Origin of the sequence: Cryptosporangium japonicum (genome assembly GCF_039524755.1) — a bacterium.
GTDB classification, from domain to species: Bacteria; Actinomycetota; Actinomycetes; order Mycobacteriales; family Cryptosporangiaceae; genus Cryptosporangium; species Cryptosporangium japonicum.
Window position 1 is genome coordinate 201,702 of sequence record NZ_BAAAGX010000003.1, and the last position, 23,325, is coordinate 225,026.

The 23,325-nt window shown below is 70.4% G+C and carries 15 protein-coding genes; 10 read left to right on the top strand and 5 right to left on the bottom strand.

Annotated elements, in window-relative coordinates; all coding sequences use genetic code 11:
• Positions 1–275 precede the first annotated feature (275 nt).
• From ABD437_RS02830 to ABD437_RS02855, 6 genes are all read left to right on the top strand, one after another.
• A complete protein-coding gene (locus ABD437_RS02830) occupies positions 276–1,610 on the top strand; it encodes a cytochrome P450 (RefSeq protein ID WP_344647134.1) in 1,335 nt (444 codons plus the stop codon).
• A gap of 47 nt (positions 1,611–1,657) precedes the next feature.
• On the top strand, positions 1,658–8,596 hold the full coding sequence (locus tag ABD437_RS02835; protein ID WP_344647135.1) for an SDR family NAD(P)-dependent oxidoreductase: 6,939 nt from the start codon (positions 1,658–1,660) through the stop codon (positions 8,594–8,596).
• A 662-nt stretch (positions 8,597–9,258) separates the two neighbouring features.
• Positions 9,259–9,762 carry a hypothetical protein gene (locus ABD437_RS02840; protein ID WP_344647136.1) on the top strand — a complete coding sequence of 168 codons (504 nt, stop codon included), beginning with the start codon at positions 9,259–9,261 and terminating at the stop codon, positions 9,760–9,762.
• 147 nt (positions 9,763–9,909) lie between these two features.
• Positions 9,910–10,812, top strand: coding sequence for a MerR family transcriptional regulator (locus ABD437_RS02845; RefSeq protein ID WP_344647137.1), 903 nt, complete (start codon positions 9,910–9,912; stop codon positions 10,810–10,812).
• 449 nt (positions 10,813–11,261) lie between these two features.
• Entirely contained in the window at positions 11,262–11,606 is a 345-nt protein-coding gene (locus tag ABD437_RS02850) for a TetR family transcriptional regulator (RefSeq protein ID WP_344647138.1), read from the top strand.
• A 956-nt stretch (positions 11,607–12,562) separates the two neighbouring features.
• Complete coding sequence (locus ABD437_RS02855; protein WP_344647139.1) at positions 12,563–13,435, top strand: hypothetical protein; 873 nt, start codon at positions 12,563–12,565, stop codon at positions 13,433–13,435.
• Positions 13,436–13,632: 197 nt separating this feature from the next.
• On the opposite strand, the gene ABD437_RS02860 is transcribed toward ABD437_RS02855, so the two are convergent.
• The 3 genes from ABD437_RS02860 to ABD437_RS02870 all read right to left on the bottom strand — a co-directional run bounded on the left by ABD437_RS02860 (position 13,633) and on the right by ABD437_RS02870 (position 16,712).
• The gene (locus ABD437_RS02860) at positions 13,633–14,388 is read right to left on the bottom strand and encodes an ABC transporter permease (RefSeq protein WP_344647140.1); all 756 of its coding nucleotides are present in this window, start codon (positions 14,386–14,388) and stop codon (positions 13,633–13,635) included.
• Positions 14,385–15,293: an ABC transporter ATP-binding protein gene (locus tag ABD437_RS02865; protein WP_344647184.1), complete on the bottom strand. Its 909-nt coding sequence runs from the start codon at positions 15,291–15,293 to the stop codon at positions 14,385–14,387. Before ABD437_RS02865 ends, ABD437_RS02860 begins: the two co-directional genes overlap by 4 nt.
• Before the next feature lie 684 nt (positions 15,294–15,977).
• Positions 15,978–16,712 carry an SDR family NAD(P)-dependent oxidoreductase gene (locus ABD437_RS02870; protein ID WP_344647141.1) on the bottom strand — a complete coding sequence of 245 codons (735 nt, stop codon included), beginning with the start codon at positions 16,710–16,712 and terminating at the stop codon, positions 15,978–15,980.
• Between the two features lie 104 nt (positions 16,713–16,816).
• Between ABD437_RS02870 and ABD437_RS02875 the strand changes: the two genes are divergently transcribed.
• From ABD437_RS02875 to ABD437_RS02885, 3 genes are all read left to right on the top strand, one after another.
• A complete protein-coding gene (locus tag ABD437_RS02875; protein WP_344647142.1) occupies positions 16,817–17,734 on the top strand; it encodes an AraC family transcriptional regulator in 918 nt (305 codons plus the stop codon).
• 163 nt (positions 17,735–17,897) lie between these two features.
• Positions 17,898–18,137: a DUF6247 family protein gene (locus ABD437_RS02880; RefSeq protein ID WP_344647185.1), complete on the top strand. Its 240-nt coding sequence runs from the start codon at positions 17,898–17,900 to the stop codon at positions 18,135–18,137.
• Between the two features lie 19 nt (positions 18,138–18,156).
• Positions 18,157–18,711, top strand: coding sequence for a recombinase zinc ribbon domain-containing protein (locus ABD437_RS02885; protein WP_344647143.1), 555 nt, complete (start codon positions 18,157–18,159; stop codon positions 18,709–18,711).
• A gap of 412 nt (positions 18,712–19,123) precedes the next feature.
• Here ABD437_RS02885 and ABD437_RS42965 read toward each other — a convergent pair whose 3' ends face one another.
• Both ABD437_RS42965 and ABD437_RS02890 read right to left on the bottom strand, forming a co-directional pair.
• Positions 19,124–19,315: an IS3 family transposase gene (locus ABD437_RS42965; RefSeq protein ID WP_425558078.1), complete on the bottom strand. Its 192-nt coding sequence runs from the start codon at positions 19,313–19,315 to the stop codon at positions 19,124–19,126.
• Positions 19,312–19,866, bottom strand: coding sequence for a DDE-type integrase/transposase/recombinase (locus ABD437_RS02890; RefSeq protein ID WP_344647144.1), 555 nt, complete (start codon positions 19,864–19,866; stop codon positions 19,312–19,314). Before ABD437_RS02890 ends, ABD437_RS42965 begins: the two co-directional genes overlap by 4 nt.
• Positions 19,867–20,689: 823 nt before the next feature.
• Here ABD437_RS02890 and ABD437_RS02895 point away from each other — a divergent pair.
• Positions 20,690–23,296 (top strand): helix-turn-helix transcriptional regulator, encoded by a 2,607-nt coding sequence (locus ABD437_RS02895; RefSeq protein WP_344647145.1) that lies wholly within the window; start codon positions 20,690–20,692, stop codon positions 23,294–23,296.
• The last annotated feature ends 29 nt before the right edge of the window (positions 23,297–23,325 follow it).

Here is a 23,325-nt window from a genome sequence, read left to right on the forward strand (position 1 = left end):
CGGTGAACCTTCGCGTGCCGGACGGCGAAAATCTCGGCATCCGCACGAGGAGAAAATGTCGCTATGTAGAAAACCGGGAAAGGGTCGGCTAGGATTTTGCCCACGGGTCGATCCGGTTCGGAGGCGCCGAACGGCCGACGCCGAACAGTCGGCCGGGTGCGGCGCCCCGCGGCTTCCGACCCAGCCATCTCAGGCGTCGGGACGACGCCGCCCGAGACAGCCCGGCACCGTGTCATCTGTTTCCACGAAGCACCTCAGAAGGGATCTGCGGCGCCATGAGAAGCGGTCCTGACACCAGCACGGACACCCGAGTCCCCGACCTGCCACCCGGGCCACGCCTGCCGGGGTGGCTCCAGTCCGCCGCCTTTCTCGGGTTTCGTCATCGGGTCATGCCGGTGCTGCGGCGCCGGTACGGCGAAACCGTCCGGCTGCGGCTGGCGGGCGGCCGCACCGCCGTCCAGCTGTCCAACCCCGAGCACATCAGGCAGATGCTGGCCGGCTCGCCGACGACCTTCCATCCCAACCGCGGCAACGCCGTGCTGCTCGCGCTCTTGGGTGAGAACTCCCTGTTCCTAGCCGACGAAGACGAGCACGTGCGTCTTCGCCGGCTGCTGACCCCGGCGTTCAACGGCGCGGCGCTGCGAGGCTACGGCGAGTTGATCACCGGCCTCGCCGTCGAGGAGGCCGAACGGTGGCCGAGCGCGGTGCCGTTCTCCGCCCACACGCGGATGCAGGCCTTGACCTTGGAGGTCATGCTGCGGGTCGTCTACGGCATCGCCGACGGGCCACGGCTGAACGAATTGCGTTCCCGGTTGCCGGAGCTGTTCGACATCGGCCCGCTCGACCTCCCCGGCCTGCAGATACCGAAACTTCAGCGGTATTGGGTGTGGCGGCGCAAGGCCGAACTGCACGAGCGGGTCGACGAGCTGATCCGTACCGAGACCGCCGAGCGGCGGAGCGCTCCCGACCTCGCCGGACGCACCGACGTCCTCTCGCAGCTCCTACGGTTCTCCGAGGAGGACGACGGAGGCGGGTTGTCCGACGCCGAGCTGCACGACAATCTGATCACGATGCTGGTCGCCGGGCACGAGACCACCGCGACCGCCCTGGCCTGGGCGCTCTACGAGCTCTCCCACGACCCGGGCCAGCTCGCGCTAGCGCAGCGAGCGGCCGACGAGAACGACCAGCGGTACCTCGAGGCCGTCGTCAAGGAGTCGCTCCGGTTGCATCCGGTGATCCACGAGGTCGGCCGGGTCATCACCGAACCCGTCGACCTCGGCGGATACCGTCTGCCCGCGGGCACGCTGGTGATGGGGTCGATCGGGCTGGTGCACGCCGACCCGTCGCTGTTCGAGCGGCCGACGGTCTTCCGGCCGTCCCGCTTCCTCGACGACAACCCGCCCCCCACCATCTGGCTCCCGTTCGGCGGCGGGCTCCGGCGCTGCATCGGTGCGGCGTTCTCCCTGACCGAAGGCACGATCGTGCTGCGCGAAGTACTCCGCCGGTGGCAGCTGGAGCCGGACGGCGATCGCACCGAGCGCACCCGGGTGCGCAACCTCATGCTCGTCCCCGCCCGGGGCGCCCGCATCTCGGGTGTTCCGCGCACGTAACCCGCCTTTCGTTTCCCATGAGATCCCCGACGACAGGAGAGTCCACAATGGAGCCACTGGCGATCGTCGGCATCGGGTGCCGCTTCCCTGGCGGAGTGCACGGCCCCGGCGAGTTCTGGGACCTCCTGATGTCCGGCGTGGACACGGTCGGCGACGTGCCCGTGGACCGATGGCGCACCGAACGGTTCTACGATCCCGACCCGGAGACCCCGGGCCGGATGTCCGTCCGCCAGGCCGCCTTCCTCACCGAGCCGATCGACCGGCTCGACGCCGGGTTCTTCGACCTGACCCCTCGCGAGGCGGCCATCGTCGATCCGCAGCAGCGGCTGCTTCTCGAGGTGACGTGGGAGGCGATGGAGGATGCCGGCATCCCACCGAGCGCGTTGGCCGGTCGCGCCGTCGGTACCTTCATCGGCAACGCCATGGTCGACTCCACCCACCTCCAGGTCTCCGAACCCAACCTGGAGATGATCGGCGTGCACACGGCGACCGGGGCCAGCCTCACCCTGCTGTCCGCCCGGCTCGCGCACGCGTTCGACTGGCGCGGTCCTTGCCTCTCCATCGACACCGCCTGCTCCTCGTCGCTGGTGGCCTTCCACTACGCGTGCGGCGTGGTGGCCAGCGGCGAGTGCGAGGTCGCGGTGGCCGGCGGCGTGAACGTCATGCTCGACCCGGCGTCGAGCATCGTCCTGGCCAAGGGCCAGTTCCTGTCCCCGGACGGGCGGTGCAAGGCCTTCGACCACCGGGCCAACGGCTACGCGCGGGGCGAGGGCGCGGCCGTCGTGATCGTCAAACGGATGGCCGACGCACTGCGCGACGGCGATCACGTCTACGCGGCGGTCCTCGGCACCGCGGTCAACCAGGACGGCCGCACCCCGGGCATCACCGTGCCGAGCCGGACGGCCCAGCGCGCGGCCGTGGTCGCGGCGTGCGGGGTGGCGGGCATCGAGCCCGGCTCCATCGGCTACTTCGAGGCGCACGGCACCGGGACCCCGGTCGGCGACCCGATCGAGGTCGCCGCGATCGGCGACGCGCTCGCGGGGTCGACGGCGCGGCACTGGATCGGCTCGGTCAAGACGAACATCGGCCATCTGGAGGGCGGGTCCGGGGTCGCCGGTCTGATCAAGGCTGCGCTGTGCGTTGAGCGTGGCGTCATACCGCCGAACCTGCACTTCGAACGGCCCAATCCCGCCATTCCCTTCGACTCGCTGCCGTTGCGGGTGCCAACGAAGCCCGTGGAGTTCCACCCGGCGCTCGGCCCGCGGCGGGCCGGGGTGAACTCGTTCGGGTTCGGTGGCACCAACGCGCACGCGCTGGTGGAACAGCCGCCGCCGCAGACCTCGGCGGAACCCGATCCGGCGACCGGTCCGTTCGTCCTGCCGGTCTCCGCGCGCAGCGTCGGTGCGCTCCGTGCGCTCGTCGACGGCTACGCCACGCTGCTCGCCACCGCCGACGCCCCAGCGCTCCACCAGGTGTGCCGGACGGCGAGCCGGGGGCGTGCGCACCATCCGCTCCGGGCGTTCGTGGTGGCCGACGACTCCGCCTCCGCGGCCACCGCGTTGCGTGCGTTGGAGATCCCCGACAAACCCCGCCGGGCCGGTGGAGGCTCCGGCACGGTGTTCGTCTACACCGGGATGGGTCCGCAGTGGTGGGGCATGGGCCGGGCCCTCCTGGACGAGGAACCCGCGTTCGCGGCGGCCGTCCGCGAGTGCGACCGGCTGCTCGCCCGGTCCGGGATCTCGATGGAGGACGAGTTCCGGCGTGACCAGGAGGCATCCCGGCTGACCGAGCCGTTGTACGCCCAGGTGGGCAACTTCGTCGTGCAGGCGGGCCTCACCGCGGTGTGGCGGTCCTGGGGCCTCGAGCCGTCCGCCGTCGTGGGGCACAGCGTCGGCGAGGTGTCGGCATCGTACGCGGCCGGGGTGTACTCGCTCGAGGACGCGTTGACGATCAGCGTCCACCGCGCCCGTCGGACCAGCACGGCCGGACCGGGTGCGATGCTGGCGGTGGGGCTGGGCGCCGACGACCTCGCGCCGTACCTCGTCGCGGGGGTGTCGGTGGCCGCCCGCAACAGCCCCAGCACCAGCACCCTGTCCGGCCGGCGGGACGCGGTCGCCCTGGTGGCCGCCCGGCTGCGTGACGCCGGGGTCTTCGTCCGGGAACTCCGCGTCGACATCGCGTACCACAGCGACGTCATGGACGCCGTCCGGGCACCGCTGCTCGACGCACTGGACGGCCTGCGGCCACGCGCGGCCACCCTGCCGTTGCTGTCCACGGTGACCGGGAACTGGCTGGACGGGTCCGCGATGGATGCCGGCTACTGGTGGCGCAACGTCCGCGAGCCGGTGCGCTTCGCCGAGGCGATCGCGCGGGCGACGGCCACGAAGCCGGCCGCCTTCCTCGAGGTGGGTCCGCATCCGGTGCTGGCCTCGGCGATCCGCGAGGTGACGATCACTGCCGGAGCCGACATCCCGGTGTTCGCCTCGCAGCACCGGGACCGGCCCGGGGCACGCGTCCTGCGCGAGACGCTCGGAGAGCTCTACGTCGCCGGCGACCGGCCGGACTGGGCGGCGATCCATCCCGGTCGGCGTCACCACCTCGATCTGCCGCACTATCCCTGGCAGCGCGAGCGGCACTGGCTGGAGTCGCCCTACGCCCGGTCGGCCCGGCTCGGCGACGAGGGCTGGTTGATGGCCGGCCGCAGGCTCCCCACCCCGACGCCGTCCTGGGACACCGAGCTGTCGCCGGCCGAGTTCCCCTACCTGGCCGACCACCGGATCGCCGACACCGTCGTGTTCCCCGGCGCCGGCTACCTCGAGGCGGCGCTGGCCGCGTTCGGCGACCAGACGCCGTGCGTGCTGGAGGACGTCGTCCTGGACCGCGCCCTGACGCTGCCGCCGAAGTGCGTCACCACCCTGCGCGTCACCCACGACCCGCTGACCCGCGAGGTCACCATGCACGCCCGGCGCAGCGGCGACGACTCGGGCTGGTCCCGGCACGCCGGGCTGCGCCGCGCGACGCTGGCCGATCCCACCCCGCCGCCCGCCGTCGTTCCCGAGCCGCCGGTCGGCTGGGCCGAGATGGCCCACGACGCGGTCTACGCGCACCTGGCCGAGGCCGGGTTGCCGTACGGGCCGGCCTTCCGCGGCATCGAACGGCTCTGGTGGCGATCCGGCGAGGTGCTCGCGCGCATCGACGTCGACCGGGTCGATCAGTCCGGTCATCGCCTGCACCCGGCCCTGCTCGACGCCGCCCTGCACGCCATGCTCGTCGGCGCCCGGCCGGAGGGCACGTCGAAGACGTTCGTGCCGGTGCGCATCGACGAGGTCCGCTTCTACCGTTCACCGGGCCGGTCGCTGTGGGTGCACGGCCGTGGACGCACGGGGCCGGACAGCGTGGTGGGCGACCTGACCCTGATCACCGACGACGGAGCGGTGGTCGCCGAACTCGTCGGCATGCGGGCGCAGGCCCTGTCCGACTCGGCGGACGCTCCCGACCGGACCACCGAGGACCTGTACTACGAGCAGGTGTGGCGTCCGGAACCGATGGCGGACGGCGGCACCGCCGAGGGCAGCTGGACGGTCGTCGGCGCGTCACCGCTGGCGGCCGGAATCGCCGACGGGCTCGCCGCCCGGGGAGGCGCGGTCCGACACCTGGTGCCCGAGGGTGACTGGTTGACCGGCTTCACCGCCGGGACGCGTGGCGTGATCTTCGTCGTCGATCCCGGCCCCGTCGACGACCGGGCCTGCGGACGGTGCACGCGGGCGCTCGAGCTGATCCAGGCCATCTCCGAGCCCACGTCGCTGTTCCTGGTCACCAGCGGCGCGCAGGGACCGGCCGGCGACCGACCGCTGGATCCGTTCGGCGCGTCGGTGTGGGGGCTCGGCCGCGCCGTCAACGCCGAACACCCGGAGCTGCGCTGCCGGCAGATCGACGCGGACGCGCCGGGCGACGCACTGATCGACGAGCTGATCCACCCCGGCGCCGACGACGTCCTGCTGCGGTCCGGGCACCGCTACGTACTGCGGTTCCGGCGCGCCGAGAAGAGGTCACCCCTCCATCACGCCACCGTCGACGTGGCGGACACCCCGGTGCGCCTGCGTACCGGCGGCAGCATCGAGGACCTCCGGCTCGAAGCCTGCGCCCGGCGGGAACCGGCGCCGACCGAGGTCGAACTGGCCGTCGCGTACACCGGGCTGAACTTCAAGGACGTCTTGAAGGCGACCGGGCTGCTGGCACACGAGGCGATGGAGAACACCCACAGCGGACCGGACATCGGCATCGAGTGCTCGGGAACAGTGGTCCGGGTCGGCGCGCAGGTCACCGACCTGCGCCCGGGCGACGAGGTCTTCGCGGTCAGCAAGGGTCTGTTCGCGTCCTACGTCACGCTCGACCAAGTGCACGTGGTCCGCCGCCCGGCGTCGCTCTCACTCGTCGAGTCCGCGGCGCTGTTCCCGGTCGTCACCGCGCAGGTCGCGCTCGTGCACCTGGCGAACGTCCGGCCCGGCGAACGGGTGCTCGTCCACTCCGGGGCCGGCGGAGTGGGCCTGGCCGCCATCCGCATCGCGAAGTGGCTGGGCGCCGAGGTCTTCGCCACCGCGGGGACGCCCGAGCGGCGCGAGCTGCTGCGTGCCGAGGGGGTGGCCGGGGTCGCCACCTCACGGACGACGGCCTTCGCCGACGAGGTCCGCGCCTGGACCGGTGGAGAAGGCGTCGACGTCGTCGTCAACTCGATCCCCGGTGAGATCCTGGAGCGCAGCCTCGACCTGCTCCGCCCGCTGGGCCGGTTCGTGGAGCTGGGCAAGGCCGACTTCGCCGCCGACCGGGCCCTGCGGCTCCGGCCGTTCAACCGCTCGATCTCGTTCCACGCCCTCGACTACGACCGCCTGCTGCTCGAGCGGCCCGACCTCAGCCGGCGCTACCTGCGCGACGTGGTGCGGCTGCTCGACGACGGCGCGATCGCCCCGCTGCCGACGACCGAGGTGCCGCTGGCCGACGTGGCCACCGCGTTCCGGGCGATGGCTCGCCGGGAGCACGTGGGCAAGCTCGTCGTGCGGATCAGCGACCAGCGGGTCCGGGTACCGGCGAGTTCGATGCCGGCGGTGACGCTGGCGCCCGGCACCTACGTCGTCACCGGCGGTACCAGCGGTTTCGGGCTCGCGACGGGACGGTGGCTGGCCGATCGCGGCGCACGGCATCTGCTGCTGCTCAGCCGGCGTGGCCTGACGTCGGCGGAGGCCGACCGGACGGTCGCCGAACTCCGCGCGCGCGGCGTCACGGTCCGGGTCGCCCCGACCGACGTGACCGACCGCGCCCAGCTCCACCGGACGCTGGACGAGGCCCGCCGCACCCTGCCGCCGCTGCGTGGCGTCGTCCACGCGGCGGTGGTGTACGACAACGACCTGCTGGCCGACATGTCCACTGAGCACTTCCTCGACGCGACCGCGGCCAAGGCGGACGGCGCCTGGAATCTGCATCTGGAGACCGAGCAGGACCAGCTCGACCTATTCATCCTGTTCTCGTCCACCGCGGCGCAGTTCGGGGGGTCGAAGGTCGGGCCGTACGCCGCGGCCAACGAATTCCTCAATGCCCTGGCCGACTATCGCCGCGCGCACGGCCTACCCGCCGTCGCGGTCGGCTGGGGCGCCGTCGCCGACGTCGGGGTGGCCGCCCGCTTCGACCAGATCGGCGACTCGCTGGCCCGACGCGGTTTTGTCGGCTCGACGGCCGACCAGCTGCTGGCCGAACTCACCACGCTGCTGCGCACCGACCCGGTCCGTGCATCGATCGGCGCGATCCGGTGGGACCGGTGGGTCCGGGCGAACGCCCACCTGGCCACGCTGCCCCGTTACGCCGAGGTGGCTCCGGCGCAGGCGTCCGAGGGCAGCGACGCAGCGCTGCCCGACCGGTTACGTGCGGGCACCCGCGAGGAACGCCTGGCGCTGCTGCCCGACCTCGTCGAGGACCTGCTCTGCCTGCTCACCGGCCTGCCGAAGGAGGAGGTGGCCGAGCAGGGCGTGGTCTCGCTCGACTCGATGATGAGCGTCGAGCTCAGGGTGCTGCTGCGTGACCGGCTGGGCGTGTCGGTTCCCGTCGTCGAACTGCTCCAGAACCTGACGGCCGGTCGTCTGGTGGAGGTCGTCGCCGACACCCTCGAGGACGCGGCGCCGGAGACGGTGCTGCCGGTGGTCCACGAGCTGACGTCCTCGGACGGCCTGACCGTTTACGGCCACCTGAGCCTGCCGGCCGGTCCCGGGCCGCACCCGGCCGTGCTGGTCTGCCCGCCCGATCCCGGCGGCGTGCTCGACGCCGAGGGCCGGTACCGGCACATCCCCGAGCATGCGACGCTGGTGGCAGCCGGTTTCGCGGTGTTCTCCGTGGACCGGCGCGGGGCGCTCGGGCACGGCGACGAGTACGCCGCCCGGACCGACGTGGGCGGCCTGGAGGTGGACGACATCCTGGCCGCGGCGCACCACCTGATCGGGCGGGACGACATCGACCCGGATCGGTTGAGCATCTACGGCGTCAGCCGGGGCGCGTACGCTGCGCTCCTGGCTCTGACCAGGGCCCCCGGCGTGTGGCACCGAGGCGTGCTGGCGATGGGATTCTACGACCCGGTCCGGTACGTGGCCGACGAGCGCGCCGCCCGCCCGACGACCTCGCGGCTGATCGCCGACGCCACCTGGGACGCGCTCGACGCCCTGGCGGCGTCCGCGGATCGCCGGCCGCTGGACGCACTCGATCGGGTGACCGCCCCGCTCTACGTCCTGCACGGCCGGACGGACGAGGTGATCGCGGTGCAGCACGCCTACGAACTCGCCGAACGGGCCGAGGCGGCCGGCGGGCCGGTACGCCTGGTCGTCGTTCCCGGCCTGGGCCACGACATCGATCACCAGCACGAGGCGTGGGAGCGGCTGTGGCCGGACCTGGTGACCTTCCTGACCGACGGGGTCACGACCGGCCGCCCGGTGCCGTATGAATCCTGAGGCCGGCGGTCGGCCCAGGACCCGAGTTCGGCCACCGCCGGCGGCGGACCAGAAAACGCATCGATAGTCCGCCGGCTCGCCAGCTGTCTCCGCTACGCGGGCTGGACGGCGCCAGAAGCCGGCCCCCGGGAGCGCGCGGCGGAGGCCGGCCTGCTCCGCGCGGGCCTGGGGCCGGTCGATCGTGAGTGCGCCCGTGGTGACGTCCACGTGCGAGTACTGGTCGCGTATCCGCCGGGCGGTGGTGAGCGGGGCGGCGAGCTCGGGTGACATCAGCACACCCCGCCATGCCTTACCCGAGTAGCCGTCCCGGTCCCGGGCCGCGGCCAGCCCCAGCTGTTCGGGGCGCCGGTCGACAGCCAGATCCACGGCCAGTCGAGCATGAGGTCGGCCCGGGTCAACGCGGCCAGCATGCGTCCGGCCGTCAGGGCCTCACCCGGCGAGCGCCGAACGCCGAACTCCACACCCTGTCTGTCCGCGGAAGGAACCACCACGCGACCAACCCACCCACCACCGTGCACAACAGCAGCCCGAGGACGAGGTCGAGCCGGCTCTCCGCGGTGCTGTCCTCCGCCTCCTCCTCGGTTACGGGCGCAAGCTATCAGCACCGCAGCAGGAGCATTTTTTGTCGGCCACTCCCCCTGTGCACGTGATATTCGGAGCCGATGCGCAGGGAAGCTCTCCCGACGTGGTGCGCGACCAGGCTGGTCGCGTTAGCCGTGGACACCTGCCTCGCAGCCGCCATCGCGTTGCTGTTCGACGCCGTCCGCGGCTACGGGCCGATCGTCGTCGCTGTGATCGGCGCGGTCGTCCGCATCGACGCGGATCACGTCGGCCGGTTCGGGACGGCGGTCGACGCCAATTGCACGACCACGACCAGGATGTGGCTCGCCACCACGAGCACCAGGGTGGAGTGCCCGTCCACGACCTTCTGGATCGGCGACGAGCCGATCGTGGGAGCGATGCGGGTCACCCTGGACGACCCGTATCTGGGCGACGACCCGATTCCCGCGTACGCGATCGACCGGCGGATCGTGAGTCGGAGCTACGTCGGCACGATCGCACCAATCGCCGTGCTGGGTGGCTACCTGCCGTGGGGGTCACTGGCCGCGGTGCCGCGGTGGGTCGTGCTGCTCGGTCGCCTGGTCCTCAGCCGGCGCGCCCCGTAGAGCGCCCCGCAGGTTCGTTCTCCACAGCACATCGCCGTCCCGGCGAAGCCGACGGGTCGTCCCGATGCCGTCGAGCAGCTTGCACCTTCCGTAGCGGCATGTGGTCCAGTGGTTTCAGTCTCGATCGCCGAGGAAGGGTCCCCGCTGATGCATTGGTCTTTCCTACCACCCCGCCAGGTCAAGATCGGTGACGCGGCGGCCTTCACCGGCAGCACGCCGCGCGCGATTCGCCATTACCACGAGATCGGCTTGCTCCCCGAGCCTGCGCGGGGCGGTGACGGCCGCCGCCGCTACGGGTACGAGGACATGATCCGTCTGCTGTGGGTCCGCAGGATGGCCGACGCCGGGATCGCCCTGGACGACATCCGTGACGCCTGTGCCACCAGTGTGACTCCCGCCGGTGCGGACAGCGGCGACGGTATCGCGGACCTCCTGGAGCGGTTGGAGGAAACGCTCGCCGAGCAGGAGGCGGAGTTGCGGCGGCAGCGGACCGTGGTGCAGCGGATGCGCACCGAAGGCAGCCGGATAGGCCTGCTCTCCGACTTCGTCACCGGACGCCTCAAGAACCTGCCCGACGGTTCCCTGCGTCCCGCGGACCTGGACACTCTGCTGGTCACCGAGCGAATTTTCGGCCCGCTCGGCGCGGCCGTCCAGGCCACCCGCTTCGTCGTCCTGGCCACGCATCCCGCGCTGCGGGAGCGTTCCGACCACGTTGATGACGCCGAGCGGGCGCTCGATGACGGCGTCGCCGTCGATGACCCACGGGTGGCTCAGGTGGCGGCCGAGCGGCACGCCTTCGAAAGCGCCCTGCACGCCGTCATCGAGGAGTCCGGTCTGGACCAGAACGACGATGCCCTCTTCGACGCCTGGGACGCTCTGCATCCTCCGGCCGCCGATCACGACGAGGACGGGACCGACTCCCGCTTCGGCCGGCGGGAGATGAGCGCGTTCGAAGCCGTCGGCAAGATGCCCTACGACTTCTCCCCGGCCCGCCTGCGCTGCATGGAACTGTGGTTGGAGCTACTCGCCCAGGACGCACCCGCTAGCTGAAACGCCGGTCCAGCGACGAAACGGCAGGCCCCGACGATCGTAGTCGCCACCGCCAGGCCAGCCAGGCCACTCGATCTCTACCCCACCGAGTCCGGTCCGGTGCAGCACGAGCACCTGACTCGAGGAAGGTGTTGCGGCCGTCGTGAGGATCAGGCGACGAGCACGCCCCTCGGCCGGAAAGCGCGCCATCTACGCCAGATGCCCACGCCTGCCTCTGGCCTACGAGGTCGAGGGCGACCGAATCAAAGTCAGCCGGGCCACGCCCTGGCTATCGATGGACGGGGCCCGGCAAATCTGGGAGATGGGCCCCGACGCAACCCCCCGTGCGGTCGTAATTCGCGCTCGTAGGCGGTGAACGCGGCCTCGACGTCGTCGCCGAGCGTAACCAGTTGATGAGCCCGGCGCGGTCGAGACCGAGGTAGTTCGTCGTGCTGAAAGCAGCTCCGGACATGCGTGAGCTGCTGCAGGAGTGTGGTCAGCATCTGCTTCGGCACCTCCAGGTCACCGTCGAATACCTCGGGGACCCCGGCGTTGAAGTTCGGTTCCTGCTTCGTCGACGACGACCGTGGCCCGCTTCGCGCTTTCGTGAGTGCGCACCTAGGCCAGGATCCCCATCTCCGCGACGACCTGCTTCGGGGGCACGGCAGTGCTTGATCGATCTGGGCTGGGCACGCACGACGGTCCGAGACATCGCCGAGGCGGCCGGGGCCAACCACGCCGCCGTCGGCTACCGCTTCGGCAGCGAGGACGCGCAGTCTCGAACCCAGCCGGCACCTTGCCGACTGCCAACGTGAGGGACGGGAAGGCCTCGGTGGATCGGTGCCGCTCGCCCGGGTGACCGGCCTCATGCTCCAGTGGCTCGTCGACCCGGCTCACGCACGTGGTGGTATCGCGTGGGGCTGGGCCAGCGTGAACGGCAAGCGAAAGCTGTCACCTCCTTGTGCCAGCAACATCTAATCGCTGTTCGGAGTTGCTGCGAGGGTGCCGACGAGACCGATGAGGGCTGTCGCGGTTCGGATGAGGTGGACCGTCTCCCAACGGTCGCGCTGGGTCGTCCAGCCGGCCGACGCATGGTCGGGAGGCCGGGCCATCACGTAGGCGTTACGGACCGCGGCTTGGTGCACTGCGGTGTAGGTGCGACTGTCGAATCCCCGTTTCGACGGGGTCGGGCTGGCGGTGGTTCCGAAGAACACCCCGCTGGACAGCACCGACGACACGGCTGCCGCGATCCGTGCCCCGCGGACTGTGGTTGTGTACGGCCTCCGCCGTGTGCTCGCGGTGCGCATCATGCGGTCCCTTCTCGCGGTTCGACCGGTGCCCGGTCGGGCATCGCTACCGCACCCCGCAGCCGCGGAACGCCTGACCGAGGTTGCCAGGTCAGCCAGATGCTGACCGCGGTTGATCCGGCGGGCCAGAGCCAGGGTCTGGCGGAGGTGGAACTTGGCGTGGGCCGGCCAGTTCGAGTTGTAGACGCGCCGGGTCGTGGGCGTCACCGTCGCGCCTGCGCCACGGGCGTCCGAGTCAGGAAGGCCCGGATCACGGTCAAGCTCTGTTCCGGCGCGCCCGAGGGGCGACACCCGGTCATCTCCTGCAGGGTCGGCGCCGGGCCGACGGGGTTGAGCAGGACCAGCCGCCCGATCACCTCCCAGGGTGCGAGCAGGGCCAACTCGGCCGCACCCGCCCACCGAAGGAACTGGCCACGAGGGTGACGTCAGACATCCCCGCATCGAGCAGCAGGGTCAGATGACACGTGGCGCTCGGCCACGAGACCAAGATGCGCTGGAACGACAAGACCGCGTGGATCTGGTCAGCCAAGCCGACCCATCCGGCGATCGTCAGCACGGAGGACTCCGAGAGCGTCCAGGCCCTTGCAGCCGCCGGACGCCGCCCCACCGTGCGAAAGACGCGCACCACCGAGAGGCACTACCTCTTCGCCGTCCGAGTGCGGTGCGGCCTGTGCGGACGGCTGATGCAAGGCACCTTCAACCACGGCCGCAACCACTACCGGGGCCGCTACCCAGCCGACTACGCCGCCGCTAACCACGTCGAACAGCCGAAAGCGCCGTACCTCCGGGAAGACGTCCTCGTCGGCCCGGTCGACGAGTGGCTCGAGCAGGCGTTCGCACCCGCCAACCGGACCGAGACGCTCACCGCGATGAGCGAGGCGGAGGACAGCACCGACGACGCAGCGCTCGCCGCCGCGAAAGAAGCCATCCACTCCTGCCGGCAGCGGCTCCAGCGGTACCGCGCTGCGCTCGAAGCAGGTGCCGACCCGGTGCTCATCCAGCAGTGGACCGCCGAGGTCCAGGCCGAGCGCGTCCAAGCCGAAGCCAAGGTCCGCGAGCTGATTGGACGCCAGCGGATGACGACCGAGGAGCTAAATGCACTGGTCAGCACGCTAGGCGGCATCCGTAGCATCCTGCTGACCGCCGACCCGCTCGATCGGGCACAGGTCTACCGAAGTCTGAACCTCGGTTTGACGTTCCACCCGGGCCGGCAAGTCGTCACGGCCGAAGCGCGACCCGAAGGCCGTGCACTAAAGGATTGTGTCCGAGGATCAAGTCGTGCCGTATGCACACGCGGGCGCGTGGCGGGCACGGCTAACGGTCTCGTAGCGGCTTGAGTAGCCGCCTTATCGCGTACTCCGCGCCCTACCCCAAGCTCCAGCGCCAAGGCCGCCGCGGGCGGACACGCGCGTAGAGAACCGTCGCGCGTGCACGGACGCCGATCGTCGGCGTAGCGACTCGCTCCGGGCCGGGCGTCCGGCCCACCACGTCGTTCCGCACCACCTGGAACGGCGCGCCGGCACAACCGGCCGACTCACACGTCGCGACGTCGCACCACCACGAACGCGACGGCCAGCACCCCGACGATCGCGGCGCCCATGCCGGCCAGGTTCCACCACGGGTGGGGGAAGTCCGGATCCGCGACGGTGCTCAGCGCGGCCGCCCCGCCGAGCGTCGGCCAGATCGCGAACAGGTCCTGCATCCACGTCGGGAAGATGCCCGCCAGGGCGGGAACGAGGAAGACGATGCCCACCAGGGCCGTGAGCGCGCCCGCCGTGGCCCGCATGATCGCGCCGAGCCCGACGGCCAACAGCGCGATCAGGGCGAGGTAGACCCCACCGGCCAGCACGGCGCGCAGCACGCCGGGGTCTCCGAGCCGTGCGTCCGGTACGTCCTGACCGGCGATCAGCGGTTGTCCGATGAGGAAGGCCGCGAACATCAGCACCTGCCCGGCCACCACGGCCACGAGAACGGCGATCACCACCTTGGCTCCCAGCACGCGGTGGCGGCGGGGCGTGACGGCCAACGTCGAGCGGATCAGACCGGTGGCGTACTCCGACGTCACGATCAGCGTGCCCAGTACCCCGACGATCAGCTGGGCGACGATATAGGTGGTGAGGCTGTGGGCGGTCGGGTCCCACGACGCGCCGGCGTCCGCGTACGCCGCTGCCGCGTTGCGCGAGGACAGGGCGGTGATGCCGAGTCCGACGAAGAAGAGGCACGCCAGCGTCAGCCAGCTGGAGCGCAGACTACGGAACTTGACCCACTCCGACTGCAGCGCGCGGTTCACGCCACTACCCCCTGGTACTCGACGCTGTCGCTGGTCAGTTCCATGAAGGCGTCCTCCAGCGACGCCCGCTGCGGAGTGAGTTCGCTGAGCACCAGGCCGAGACCGGCCGCGGCCGCGCCGATCTCCCCGGCCGTCATGCCGGACACCACCAGCGAGGACTCGAGCCCGTTCCGCACGGTCGCGCCCGCGGCGGTGAGCCGGCGCGCCAGGGCGCCCGGGTCGTCGACCCGGACCTGGACCGTGCCGCCGCCGGCGGCGCGCATGAAGTCGCTCATCGCGGTGTCGGCGATGAGCTTGCCCCGGCCGACGACGACCAGGTGATCGGCGGTCTGTGCCATCTCGCTCATCAGGTGGCTGGAGACCAGCACACCGCGACCCTCGGCGGCCAGTGAGCGCATGAGCTCACGGACCCAGCGGATGCCTTCGGGGTCGAGCCCGTTCACCGGCTCGTCGAAGATCAGGACCGGTGGGTCGCCGAGCAGAGCCGCCGCGATGCCGAGGCGCTGCCGCATGCCGAGCGAGAACTCGCCGGCCCGCTTGCGCGCCGCGCTGTCCATTCCGGTTCGGGCCAGCACCTCGTCGACGCGGCGCCTGGGGAGGCCGTTGCTGACCGCGAGCGCCAGCAGGTGGTCGTACGCCGTCCGCGCTCCGTGCACCGCGCCGGCGTCGAGCAGCGTGCCCACCTCGGTCAGCGGCGTCGGGAGGTCGCTGTACCGGCGGCCGTCGATCGTGACGGAGCCGCCGTCCGGGGCGGCCAGTCCCACGATCATGCGCATGGTGGTGGTCTTGCCGGCACCGTTCGGGCCGAGGAAGCCAGTGACCTGCCCGGCTCGCACGGTGAACGACAGGGCGTCCACCACCGTGGTGGAGCCGTATCGTTTCGTCAGTCCGATTACGTCGATCATCGCCATGCCGGTGATGCTGACGGGCCCGCTTAGCCGGCGTCGCAGAGCTTCTGTGAGAACTCTGGGAAGCCGCCAGTGCTTCCGGAGACGACCTACTTCGGCGCCGGTCGGGTCGAGGAGCACCAGCACACCGCTCGATGAGCCCGCCATTCGCGGTCGCGGCGAGCCAGCCACCCACGGGAGCGCCGTCGCAGCCGATCAGCGTGCTCGGACCGTCGGTGGCCAGCGGCGACGTCGGGGTCACGGACCACCGGCCTCCCTGGCCGTTGCCGCTGGCGCACCCCGTCCAGGTGCCGTCGTCCGCGAACTCGACGGACGCCGCTCCGCCGCCACTGGCGGCGTCCATCGGCCCACGAGTGCCCCGGCCTCGACGGGGGGCAACGTGGTCGGCACGCGGTGGACAGGGGTGAGTTCGTCCTGGTCCTTCTCGGTCACCCCTGGCGGTTCAGCCTCGGACGCGGCGACCTTCGGCCCGTCCCTCGGCCCGCCGCCGGGACGCAGTTCTCCGCGCTTCCTCACAGCATGAACTGGCAAGTCACTGCGCGGCCGGATTTGCACTGAATCCCGTTCATGGCCTCAACCGCATGCGCAGTTTAGATTCGATGTCCGAGCCGCCAGGCACGCGGCCGATCGGGAATTCCTTCACGTCTCCGAATGACGTGAGCCGTAGGCAGCGCCGAGTCGTCAGTGCGGCCGGGGGTCGAGTGCCGGGATCGTGAATTCGAAGTCCTTCCGGGTCGTGACCATTTCCCAGTAGCGTTCCGCGAGATCCTCGGGTGCCACACTGGGCAGCTCGACGCCGGGTGGCAGCGTGACCGGCAGCTCTCCCGACGTGATCGCCCGGTGCCCAGCGCTGCCGCGCACGAGCGCGTTGACGTTGATCGTGCCGACGTAGACCCCGCGGGTTGCCAGCTCGCCGTGCAGCGAGCCGAGGTAGTTGCGGGCCGCCGCCATCGCGGGGCCGACGCCGCTCATGCCGGGCATAGGGGCGATCGCGGACGCGCCGTGCGTGACGAGGATGGCGCCGTCGCCGCGTTCGATCATGCCGGGCACAACCGCGCCGACGATCGCCATCGGAGTGAAGAGGTACAGGTCGAGGTATCGCCGCATTGTCTCCGCCGTCAACTCCGCGGCCGGAACGAACGGAGCAGTGGTGATCGGCGCGTACTCGACGACATCGATCGGGCCGGCCGTTTCCTCGATCGCGGTGAGAACGGCGGGAATGTCGGTGGTCGCAGTCAGATCGGCCGGGAACGCGTGGGCATCGATACCGTCTGCGTTCAGCTTCCGGGCGAGGTCCTGGAGCGGACCCGGACGGCGCGCGACGAGCGCGACGCGGTAGCCCTCGCGACCGAATCGGTCAGCGATGGCGCTCCCGAGGCCGGTGCCGGCGCCGAAAACAGCGATGGTGCGGGACATGAGACTCCTTGTCGGTACGGCGTTGACTCGACCGTAAGCGCGCACCTGAAGACGATCCATGTCCGCATCGGTCGAATTCATGTCCCATCGTCTATTCTGACCGCGTGGACCTGGTCGGTGAAGCGCTGATGACGATGCGAGCGGGACCTGCGGTCTCGCGGCGAGCGGCGCTGCACGGACCGTGGGGGTTGCGGGTCGCGGGCGGGCCCGGGCTCGGTTTCCACGTCGTGCTTCAGGGATCGGCCTGGCTCATTCCGCCGGACGGCGAAAACCCGACCGAACTTCGCAATGGGGACGTCGTCGTCGTGCGCAACGGCTCCGGCTACGGGCTCGCCGACGATCCGGACAGTCCGCTTCCCGACGTGGCGGTCCTCGAACTACCGGACGACGACGCCGTGGCCGTCGGTCGCTGCGAAGGCGAACCATCGACCGTCGTGCTCTGCGGGTCGTTCGCGCTGCACCATGCCCGTCCTCACCCGCTGATCGCCGGCCTGCCCGAGGCCATGCACCTACCGGCGCGCGCCGGCGTCGACCAGCGGCTGCGGTCGGTCGTCGATCTCCTCGGCGCCGAACTCGACGGTGAGCAACCCGGCACCAGTGCGGCCATCCCCGCGCTGCTCGACCTGTTGCTCCTCTACTCGGTCCGCACCTGGTACGACCGGCAGGCCGACCGGGGAGCCCGCGGCTGGGCCGCAGCTCTGCGCGATCCGGCGGTCAGTCGTGCCCTGTTCCAGCTCCAACGCAGTCCGGCGCGACCGTGGACCGTGGCCGGTCTGGCCGGCGTCGCCGGGTTGTCCCGGCCGGCGTTCGCCCGCCGCTTCACCGACCTCGTCGGACAACCGCCGCTGACGTACCTCACGTGGTGGCGAATGACGCTCGCCGGCCGGATGCTGCGGGCCGACGACAGCACGCTCGCGACCGTCGCCGCCCGGGTGGGGTACACCTCCGAGTTCGCGTTCAGCAAGGCGTTCCGGCGAGCGTTCGGGGTTTCTCCGGGTTCGTACCGACGCACTGCGTCCTGATCGGCCATCAGGTCGCCCACGCACGCGCCCGGCGACGACGTCAGCCACAGGGCCGGTGGTGGAAATGCCCCGCAGCCGTGGCGGGTGAGCGGGCGATCTGACGCCGCTCTTGGCCACCGCGAGCAGACGGTCCCCCTGCCGGCCGGAAGGCGATTCGGCCGCGTTGCTGCCTGAGGAAGTTGGTGACTTCGACCGGGAGTACTGCCTGGCGACGAGCGAGGCCGGCGAGACTCTGGAGCTCACCGGTGTCCTGGCGTTGCTTCGTCGCTGGCAGCGGGTTACGTGGTCGTCGCGCGACGAGCGCGCTCATCGGAGGATGCTTGAGCGTGCCGATCGATTGTCGGCCGGCGAGGTGCTGGCGACGGAGCCGTGGTCGGTGACCCGCGCGAGGCTCGGCGTGTAGGTATACGCCGTCGAAACCGATGCCGGAGTCGTCCTACGCCGAGCTCATGGCGCTGCTGGAGTGGAACAAGCAGCGTGAGGACGAGGTCCTGATCGACGTCGAAGACGTGGCGCTCGGCCACGAGACGAAGATGCGCTGGAACGACAAGGACACCTGGATCTGGTCCGCGAAGCCGACGCATCCCGCGATCGTCACCCCCGAGGATTTCGAGTGTGTCCAGGCGCTCGCCGCAGCCGCTAGCCGCCGGCCGAACGTCCGGAAGACCCGGACCATGCAGCGGCACTACCTGTTCTCGGGCCGCGTCCGTTGCGGGCTGTGCGGTCGGCTCATGCAGGGCAACTTCAACAACGGCCGCAACCACTACCGATGCCGCTACCCGGCCGACTACGCCGCCGCCAACCACGTCGAGCACCCGAAGGCGGTCTACCTCCGGGAGGACGTGCTCGCCGGCCCGGTCGACGAGTGGCTCACCCACATCCAGCAGTGGACCACTGAAGTGCAGGCCGAACGCGTCCAGGCCGAGGCGAAGATCCGAGAACTGACCGGCCGCCAGAGGATGACCTCGAGGAGATGAACGCGCTGGTCAGTGCTTGGGTGGCATCCGGCGAGTGCTGATCGACGCCGACCCGATCGACCGGGCACAGGCTTACCGGAGTTTGAATCTGGATTTGACCTACCACCCGGGCCGGCGAACCGTCACGGCCGAAGCCAGGCCCGAAGGCCATGTGCTTATGGGTTGTGTCCGAGGACCGACTTGAACCCCAGCCCTACATTCTGGCGCTATTCGGAGACGTTGACCTACCCGTAAACACCGATTAGTCACCGCCTGGATGTCCTCGCCGTCGGACCAGATCGTGAATTCCTACTTCCCCGCCGCGGAGGCGCACTGCGCTTGCTTACTCAGTGCGACCCTCATCTGCGCGACTTGTAGTGGGGACCTCGTATTCTCGCAGCGGGAGCTAACCCCCGTTTCTCCGGAGGGTTGGTTACCTGCCGCCGGTAGGCGCCAGTTCGATGTTCTCAGGATCGTGGATCGTTTGGTATTCGTCAGGGCTGAGATACCCGAGCCGGCGTTGGATGCGGTGGGTGTTGTACCAGCCGTCGATGTAGGCGAACAGGGCGTTCTCGGCCTGCTCACGAGTGGCCCAGGCGGTTCGATAGACCAGTTCGATTTTCAGCGTAAGAAGAAGTTCTCCGTCAGCGCGTTGCCATAGGAGTCCCCGACGGTGCCCATTGAGGCGGTGATGCCCAGGTCGGCCGGGGTCTGTCCGAAGCGGAACGACGTGTAGTTCGAGCCGTGGTCGTTGTGATGGAGTAGCTGCCCCGGTCCGGACCGGTGGGTCCAGACGGCGTACTCGAGCGCTCCGAGAACCAGATCGGTGTCACACCGATCAGAGGTTTTCCTGCCGACAATCCGGCGAGAGTAGGCGTCACGGACCGCGGCGAGCCAGAACGCGCCCTGCCCGCACGGGATCCGGGTGGCATCAGCGACCCAGAGCCGGTTGGGCTCGCCGGCGGTGAAGTCCCGCTCGACCAGGTCCGCGGCCGGTGCCGCGTTCGGATCGCGGCAGGTCGTCGAGCCGGTCTTCCAGCCGCGCCGCAGATAGGTGCCCTGCCGGCCCTGACCGGCCGCACCAGCGCATGGCCGTCTACCAATGCGAAGACCACATCCTCGCCGCGCTCCGCCCCCGCGGAGACGACGCCGAGCCGAATTAGCTGGCTCAAACATTGCGAGACACCGGAGCGATGATCATTTGCAGTTCCGGGCGGGTCACCCCGCACCCTTGACCACGAACGGCGCTTGCGCGTCCTCTGACCAGAGCAAACGCCGCAGAGCTTCGACGTGTTCGACCCCTACGCACACACCGCAGCGTGGCGTGCGTCTCTGATCGTCGGATAACCGCTGCCCACTTCACCCATGTCCGTGACGTTCCCGAGGCGGCCGAGGTCAGGCGTCTGACGCCCCCTTGACGCACGGCTTGAACCTGGCGCACCTGGGGATCTGGACCGTACTCCGCCCAGCGACGACGAACTGCTCGGCGCCGCGCGGTTCTTGCCCGACGGTCGGCGGACGTCGATCGATCAGGTTGTCACGATCGCCCCAGCGACGACCCTCCTCGACTATAGTCGGGATAGGACATTGTCGTCCTATTCATGGCAGCTCATCCCGACACCCATCAACCCTGATAACGGATTCACACGAAGGTGTCGCGGCCGGTCCGGCGATCCCGCAGCGGCCAGCGGCGACAAGGCATGAAATCTCCTCTGCTTGCCGACCGGCGGGCAGGAGAGGTTACACGGGGAGATAGACAAATGCGCTCTTTCTTACTGCTTGACGGCTCTCTGCGAAAAGAGTTGTTCGCGGGACCCGGACGCCTGTCGATACCGGCATCCGGGTCTTTTCTCACCCCGAGCCCGCCTCATCCTGCGCGGCCGGCTGCTTGACCGCCTGACCTACCCGTCGCCCCATCGACTCGACGATGCGGGCGTAGAGCGTCGTGCTCATTGAGCGGTAGCAGCAGTCACGTCAGCATCCAGCGGAGGGAGGCTGTATGGCGCTTGTGGAACGCGAACAACAGTGTGAGGTTCTGACAACTCTTTACCGGAAATGCCGGAATGGCAGCTCTGGTATCGCGATCGTGGGCGGACCGATCGGAAGTGGTAAGTCGGCGCTGCTCGAGCACACCGGACAGCTGTTCCGGGGCGGAGCAGCCGTCCACCTGGCGGCCCAGTGCTCCGCCACCGAAAGCACCATGCAATTCAGCGTGCTCGACCAGCTTTTCCAGACGTCCGGAATTCAGGTCCTCGTTCCCGACAAGGAAACCGCGGAACCGTCGGCCCGGACCCGGCGTTCGGTCCGCAGAACGCTCGATCGGCTGGCCGCCGAGAGCCCGCTCGTCATCACCGTCGACGACGCTCATCACGCCGACGAGGCGTCGCTGGCCTGCCTGCTGTACGCAGCACGAAGGCTGGCGCGCGCGCGGATCCTGTTCATCCTGACGACACGCACCGAAACCGGACAGTGGAGCGGCGGACTTCTTTCCGAATTCCTTTATCTGCCGCAGGCTACCTACCTACCGGTCGAGCCGATCAGCCTGGTCGGCGCCGCGACGTTCCTCGAGGAAGCCGGCGGCGAACCCGTCGAAGCCGAGGAGTTGGCGAGCGACTGTCACCGGATCACCGGTGGCTCCCCCGCGCTGATGCAGGCCCTCGTGAAAGACAGCCTCTGGAGTCGACGCCCGCACGGAGAAAGGCGTCGGACGTTGCGTCCGGGGAGGCACTTCGCGCAGAGCGTCCGGCACGGGCTCGATCGGTCCGCAGGTTCCGCACGCGACGTGGCACGGGCAGCGGCCATTCTCGGTGACGCCCGTGAACCGGAGCTGCTCCTCGAGATTGCGTCGTTGTCCCCCGTCGTCACTGAGTCGGCCATCAGGTCTCTCCACGACCTCGCGCTTCTCGAGGACGGACGCTTCCGTCACGAGCAGATCCGTACCGCCGTCCTCGACGGCATTCCTCCCGAAGCCCGCTCCCGCCTGCACACCGACGCGGCCGAAGTGCTGCACCGGCACGGAGCACCCGTCCGACGGGTCGCCGAACACCTGATGGCTTCCGGCGAAGTTGATCGGCCATGGATCCGCTCGACCCTCACCGAGGCCGCGGCGCAGGCACTGGCCGGCGAGGACGGGGACGGGGCGGTGCGGTTACTGCACCGCGCGCTCTCCGCCAGCAGCGAGGACGAGCGGGCCGAGACCACCGCCCTGCTGGCGGAGGCCGAATGGCAGGTCGACCCGGACACCGCGACGCGCCATCTCCCGGTGCTTACCACGGCCGCTCGTCAGGGCCGGCTGGACGAGGTCCACAGCCGAGCGCCGGTCCGGCTCCTGTTGTGGCAGGGGCAGGGTGCCGCGGCCGCACAGGTACTGCGGAGGTTCCCTGGATCCGGCGCCGCGCTGAGGCTCCCCCGCCGGCTCCTGCGGTGCCTGTACCCGGATCACTTCCGACTCGCCGAGGCGGCGGCGACTCCGCCGGCCGCGGCCGAAACGGCCGTCGGTCTCCAGGCCGCCGGAGTGCTGCACCGGGTGTTCGTCGGCGGTCCCGACGAGGCGTCGGTGGCCGACGCCGAGCAGGTCCTCGACTTCCTGCACATCGCCCACGCCCCGGCGACCGGCATGATGCCCCTGCTCATGGCACTGATCGTGCTGATCGTCGCCGACCGCGCCGATCGAGCCGCCGACTGGTACGACCGCGTCGTCCCGCCGGGTGACCGGCGCACCCCGGTCCACCGCGCGCTCGGCGCAGGGGTCCGGGCCGCGATCAGCATCCGGACCGGCGAGTTCCCGGCTGCGCAGACCCAGGCACGACGCGCGCTGGCCGTGCTCCCGGCCCGGAGCTGGGGCGTCGGGGTCGGGCTACCACTCGCCTCGCTGCTCCGCGCGCTGACCGCCGAGAACAGGTTCCAGGAAGCGCTGCAGGTGCTCCGGCATCCGGTTCCGGCGGGGATGTTCCAGACCCCGGTGGGCGTGCTCTACCTCCATGCCCGCGGTGACTACCTCCTCGCGGCCGGGCAGCACCGGGCCGCCCTCGAGGACTTCCAGCACTGTGGGAGTCTCCTGCGGCGCTGGAGTTTCGAACGGTCGGGCCTGGTTCCCTGGCGTACCGACGCGGCCCGGGCGCAGATCGGGCTCGGCCACCCGGACGCCGCTACCGCGCTGCTGACGACAGAGCTGGCGAGCCTCTCCGCGTTACAACACACGGACCGGGGCCGGGCACTGTGCGTCCTGGCCTCCGTCTCCGAGCCGTCTCGGCGGCTGCGGTTGCTCGACGAGGCGGTCGCGACGCTCCAGCGGTCGCCGAACCCCCACGAGCTGGTCCGCGCGCAGGACGAGCTCACCGCGGCGCGGGGCCGGAGCGGAGCGGGACGATCGCCGGCCCGACGGACGGTCCCCGAGCCCTCCGCACCGCGGACATTGAGCAAATCCGAGTTCCGCGTGGCCTGCCTGGTCGCGCAGGGTCAGACGAATCGGGAGATCGCCAAGGCACTCTTCATCACGATCAGCACCGTCGAGCAACATCTGACCCGGGTGTACCGCAAACTCAACGTCCGTTGCCGGTCCGACCTGCCGACCGCCCTGTTCGCCAGTGCGGCGGACGTGACCTGACCATCCGACCAGGACGGATTGCGACCGTG

Excerpts from the sequence above, each read along its gene's own strand:
- ABD437_RS02865 (WP_344647184.1), bottom strand. The coding sequence starts at position 15,293 with ATGATCGACGTAATCGGACTGACGAAACGATACGGCTCCACCACGGTG.
- ABD437_RS02870 (WP_344647141.1), bottom strand. The coding sequence starts at position 16,712 with ATGTCCCGCACCATCGCTGTTTTCGGCGCCGGCACCGGCCTCGGGAGC.
- ABD437_RS02830 (WP_344647134.1), top strand. The coding sequence starts at position 276 with ATGAGAAGCGGTCCTGACACCAGCACGGACACCCGAGTCCCCGACCTG.
- ABD437_RS02885 (WP_344647143.1), top strand. The coding sequence starts at position 18,157 with ATGCCGGAGTCGTCCTACGCCGAGCTCATGGCGCTGCTGGAGTGGAAC.
- ABD437_RS02840 (WP_344647136.1), top strand. The coding sequence starts at position 9,259 with ATGCGCAGGGAAGCTCTCCCGACGTGGTGCGCGACCAGGCTGGTCGCG.
- ABD437_RS02850 (WP_344647138.1), top strand. The coding sequence starts at position 11,262 with ATGCGTGAGCTGCTGCAGGAGTGTGGTCAGCATCTGCTTCGGCACCTC.
- ABD437_RS02845 (WP_344647137.1), top strand. The coding sequence starts at position 9,910 with ATGCATTGGTCTTTCCTACCACCCCGCCAGGTCAAGATCGGTGACGCG.
- ABD437_RS02895 (WP_344647145.1), top strand. The coding sequence starts at position 20,690 with ATGGCGCTTGTGGAACGCGAACAACAGTGTGAGGTTCTGACAACTCTT.
- ABD437_RS02835 (WP_344647135.1), top strand. The coding sequence starts at position 1,658 with ATGGAGCCACTGGCGATCGTCGGCATCGGGTGCCGCTTCCCTGGCGGA.
- ABD437_RS02890 (WP_344647144.1), bottom strand. The coding sequence starts at position 19,866 with ATGTTTGAGCCAGCTAATTCGGCTCGGCGTCGTCTCCGCGGGGGCGGA.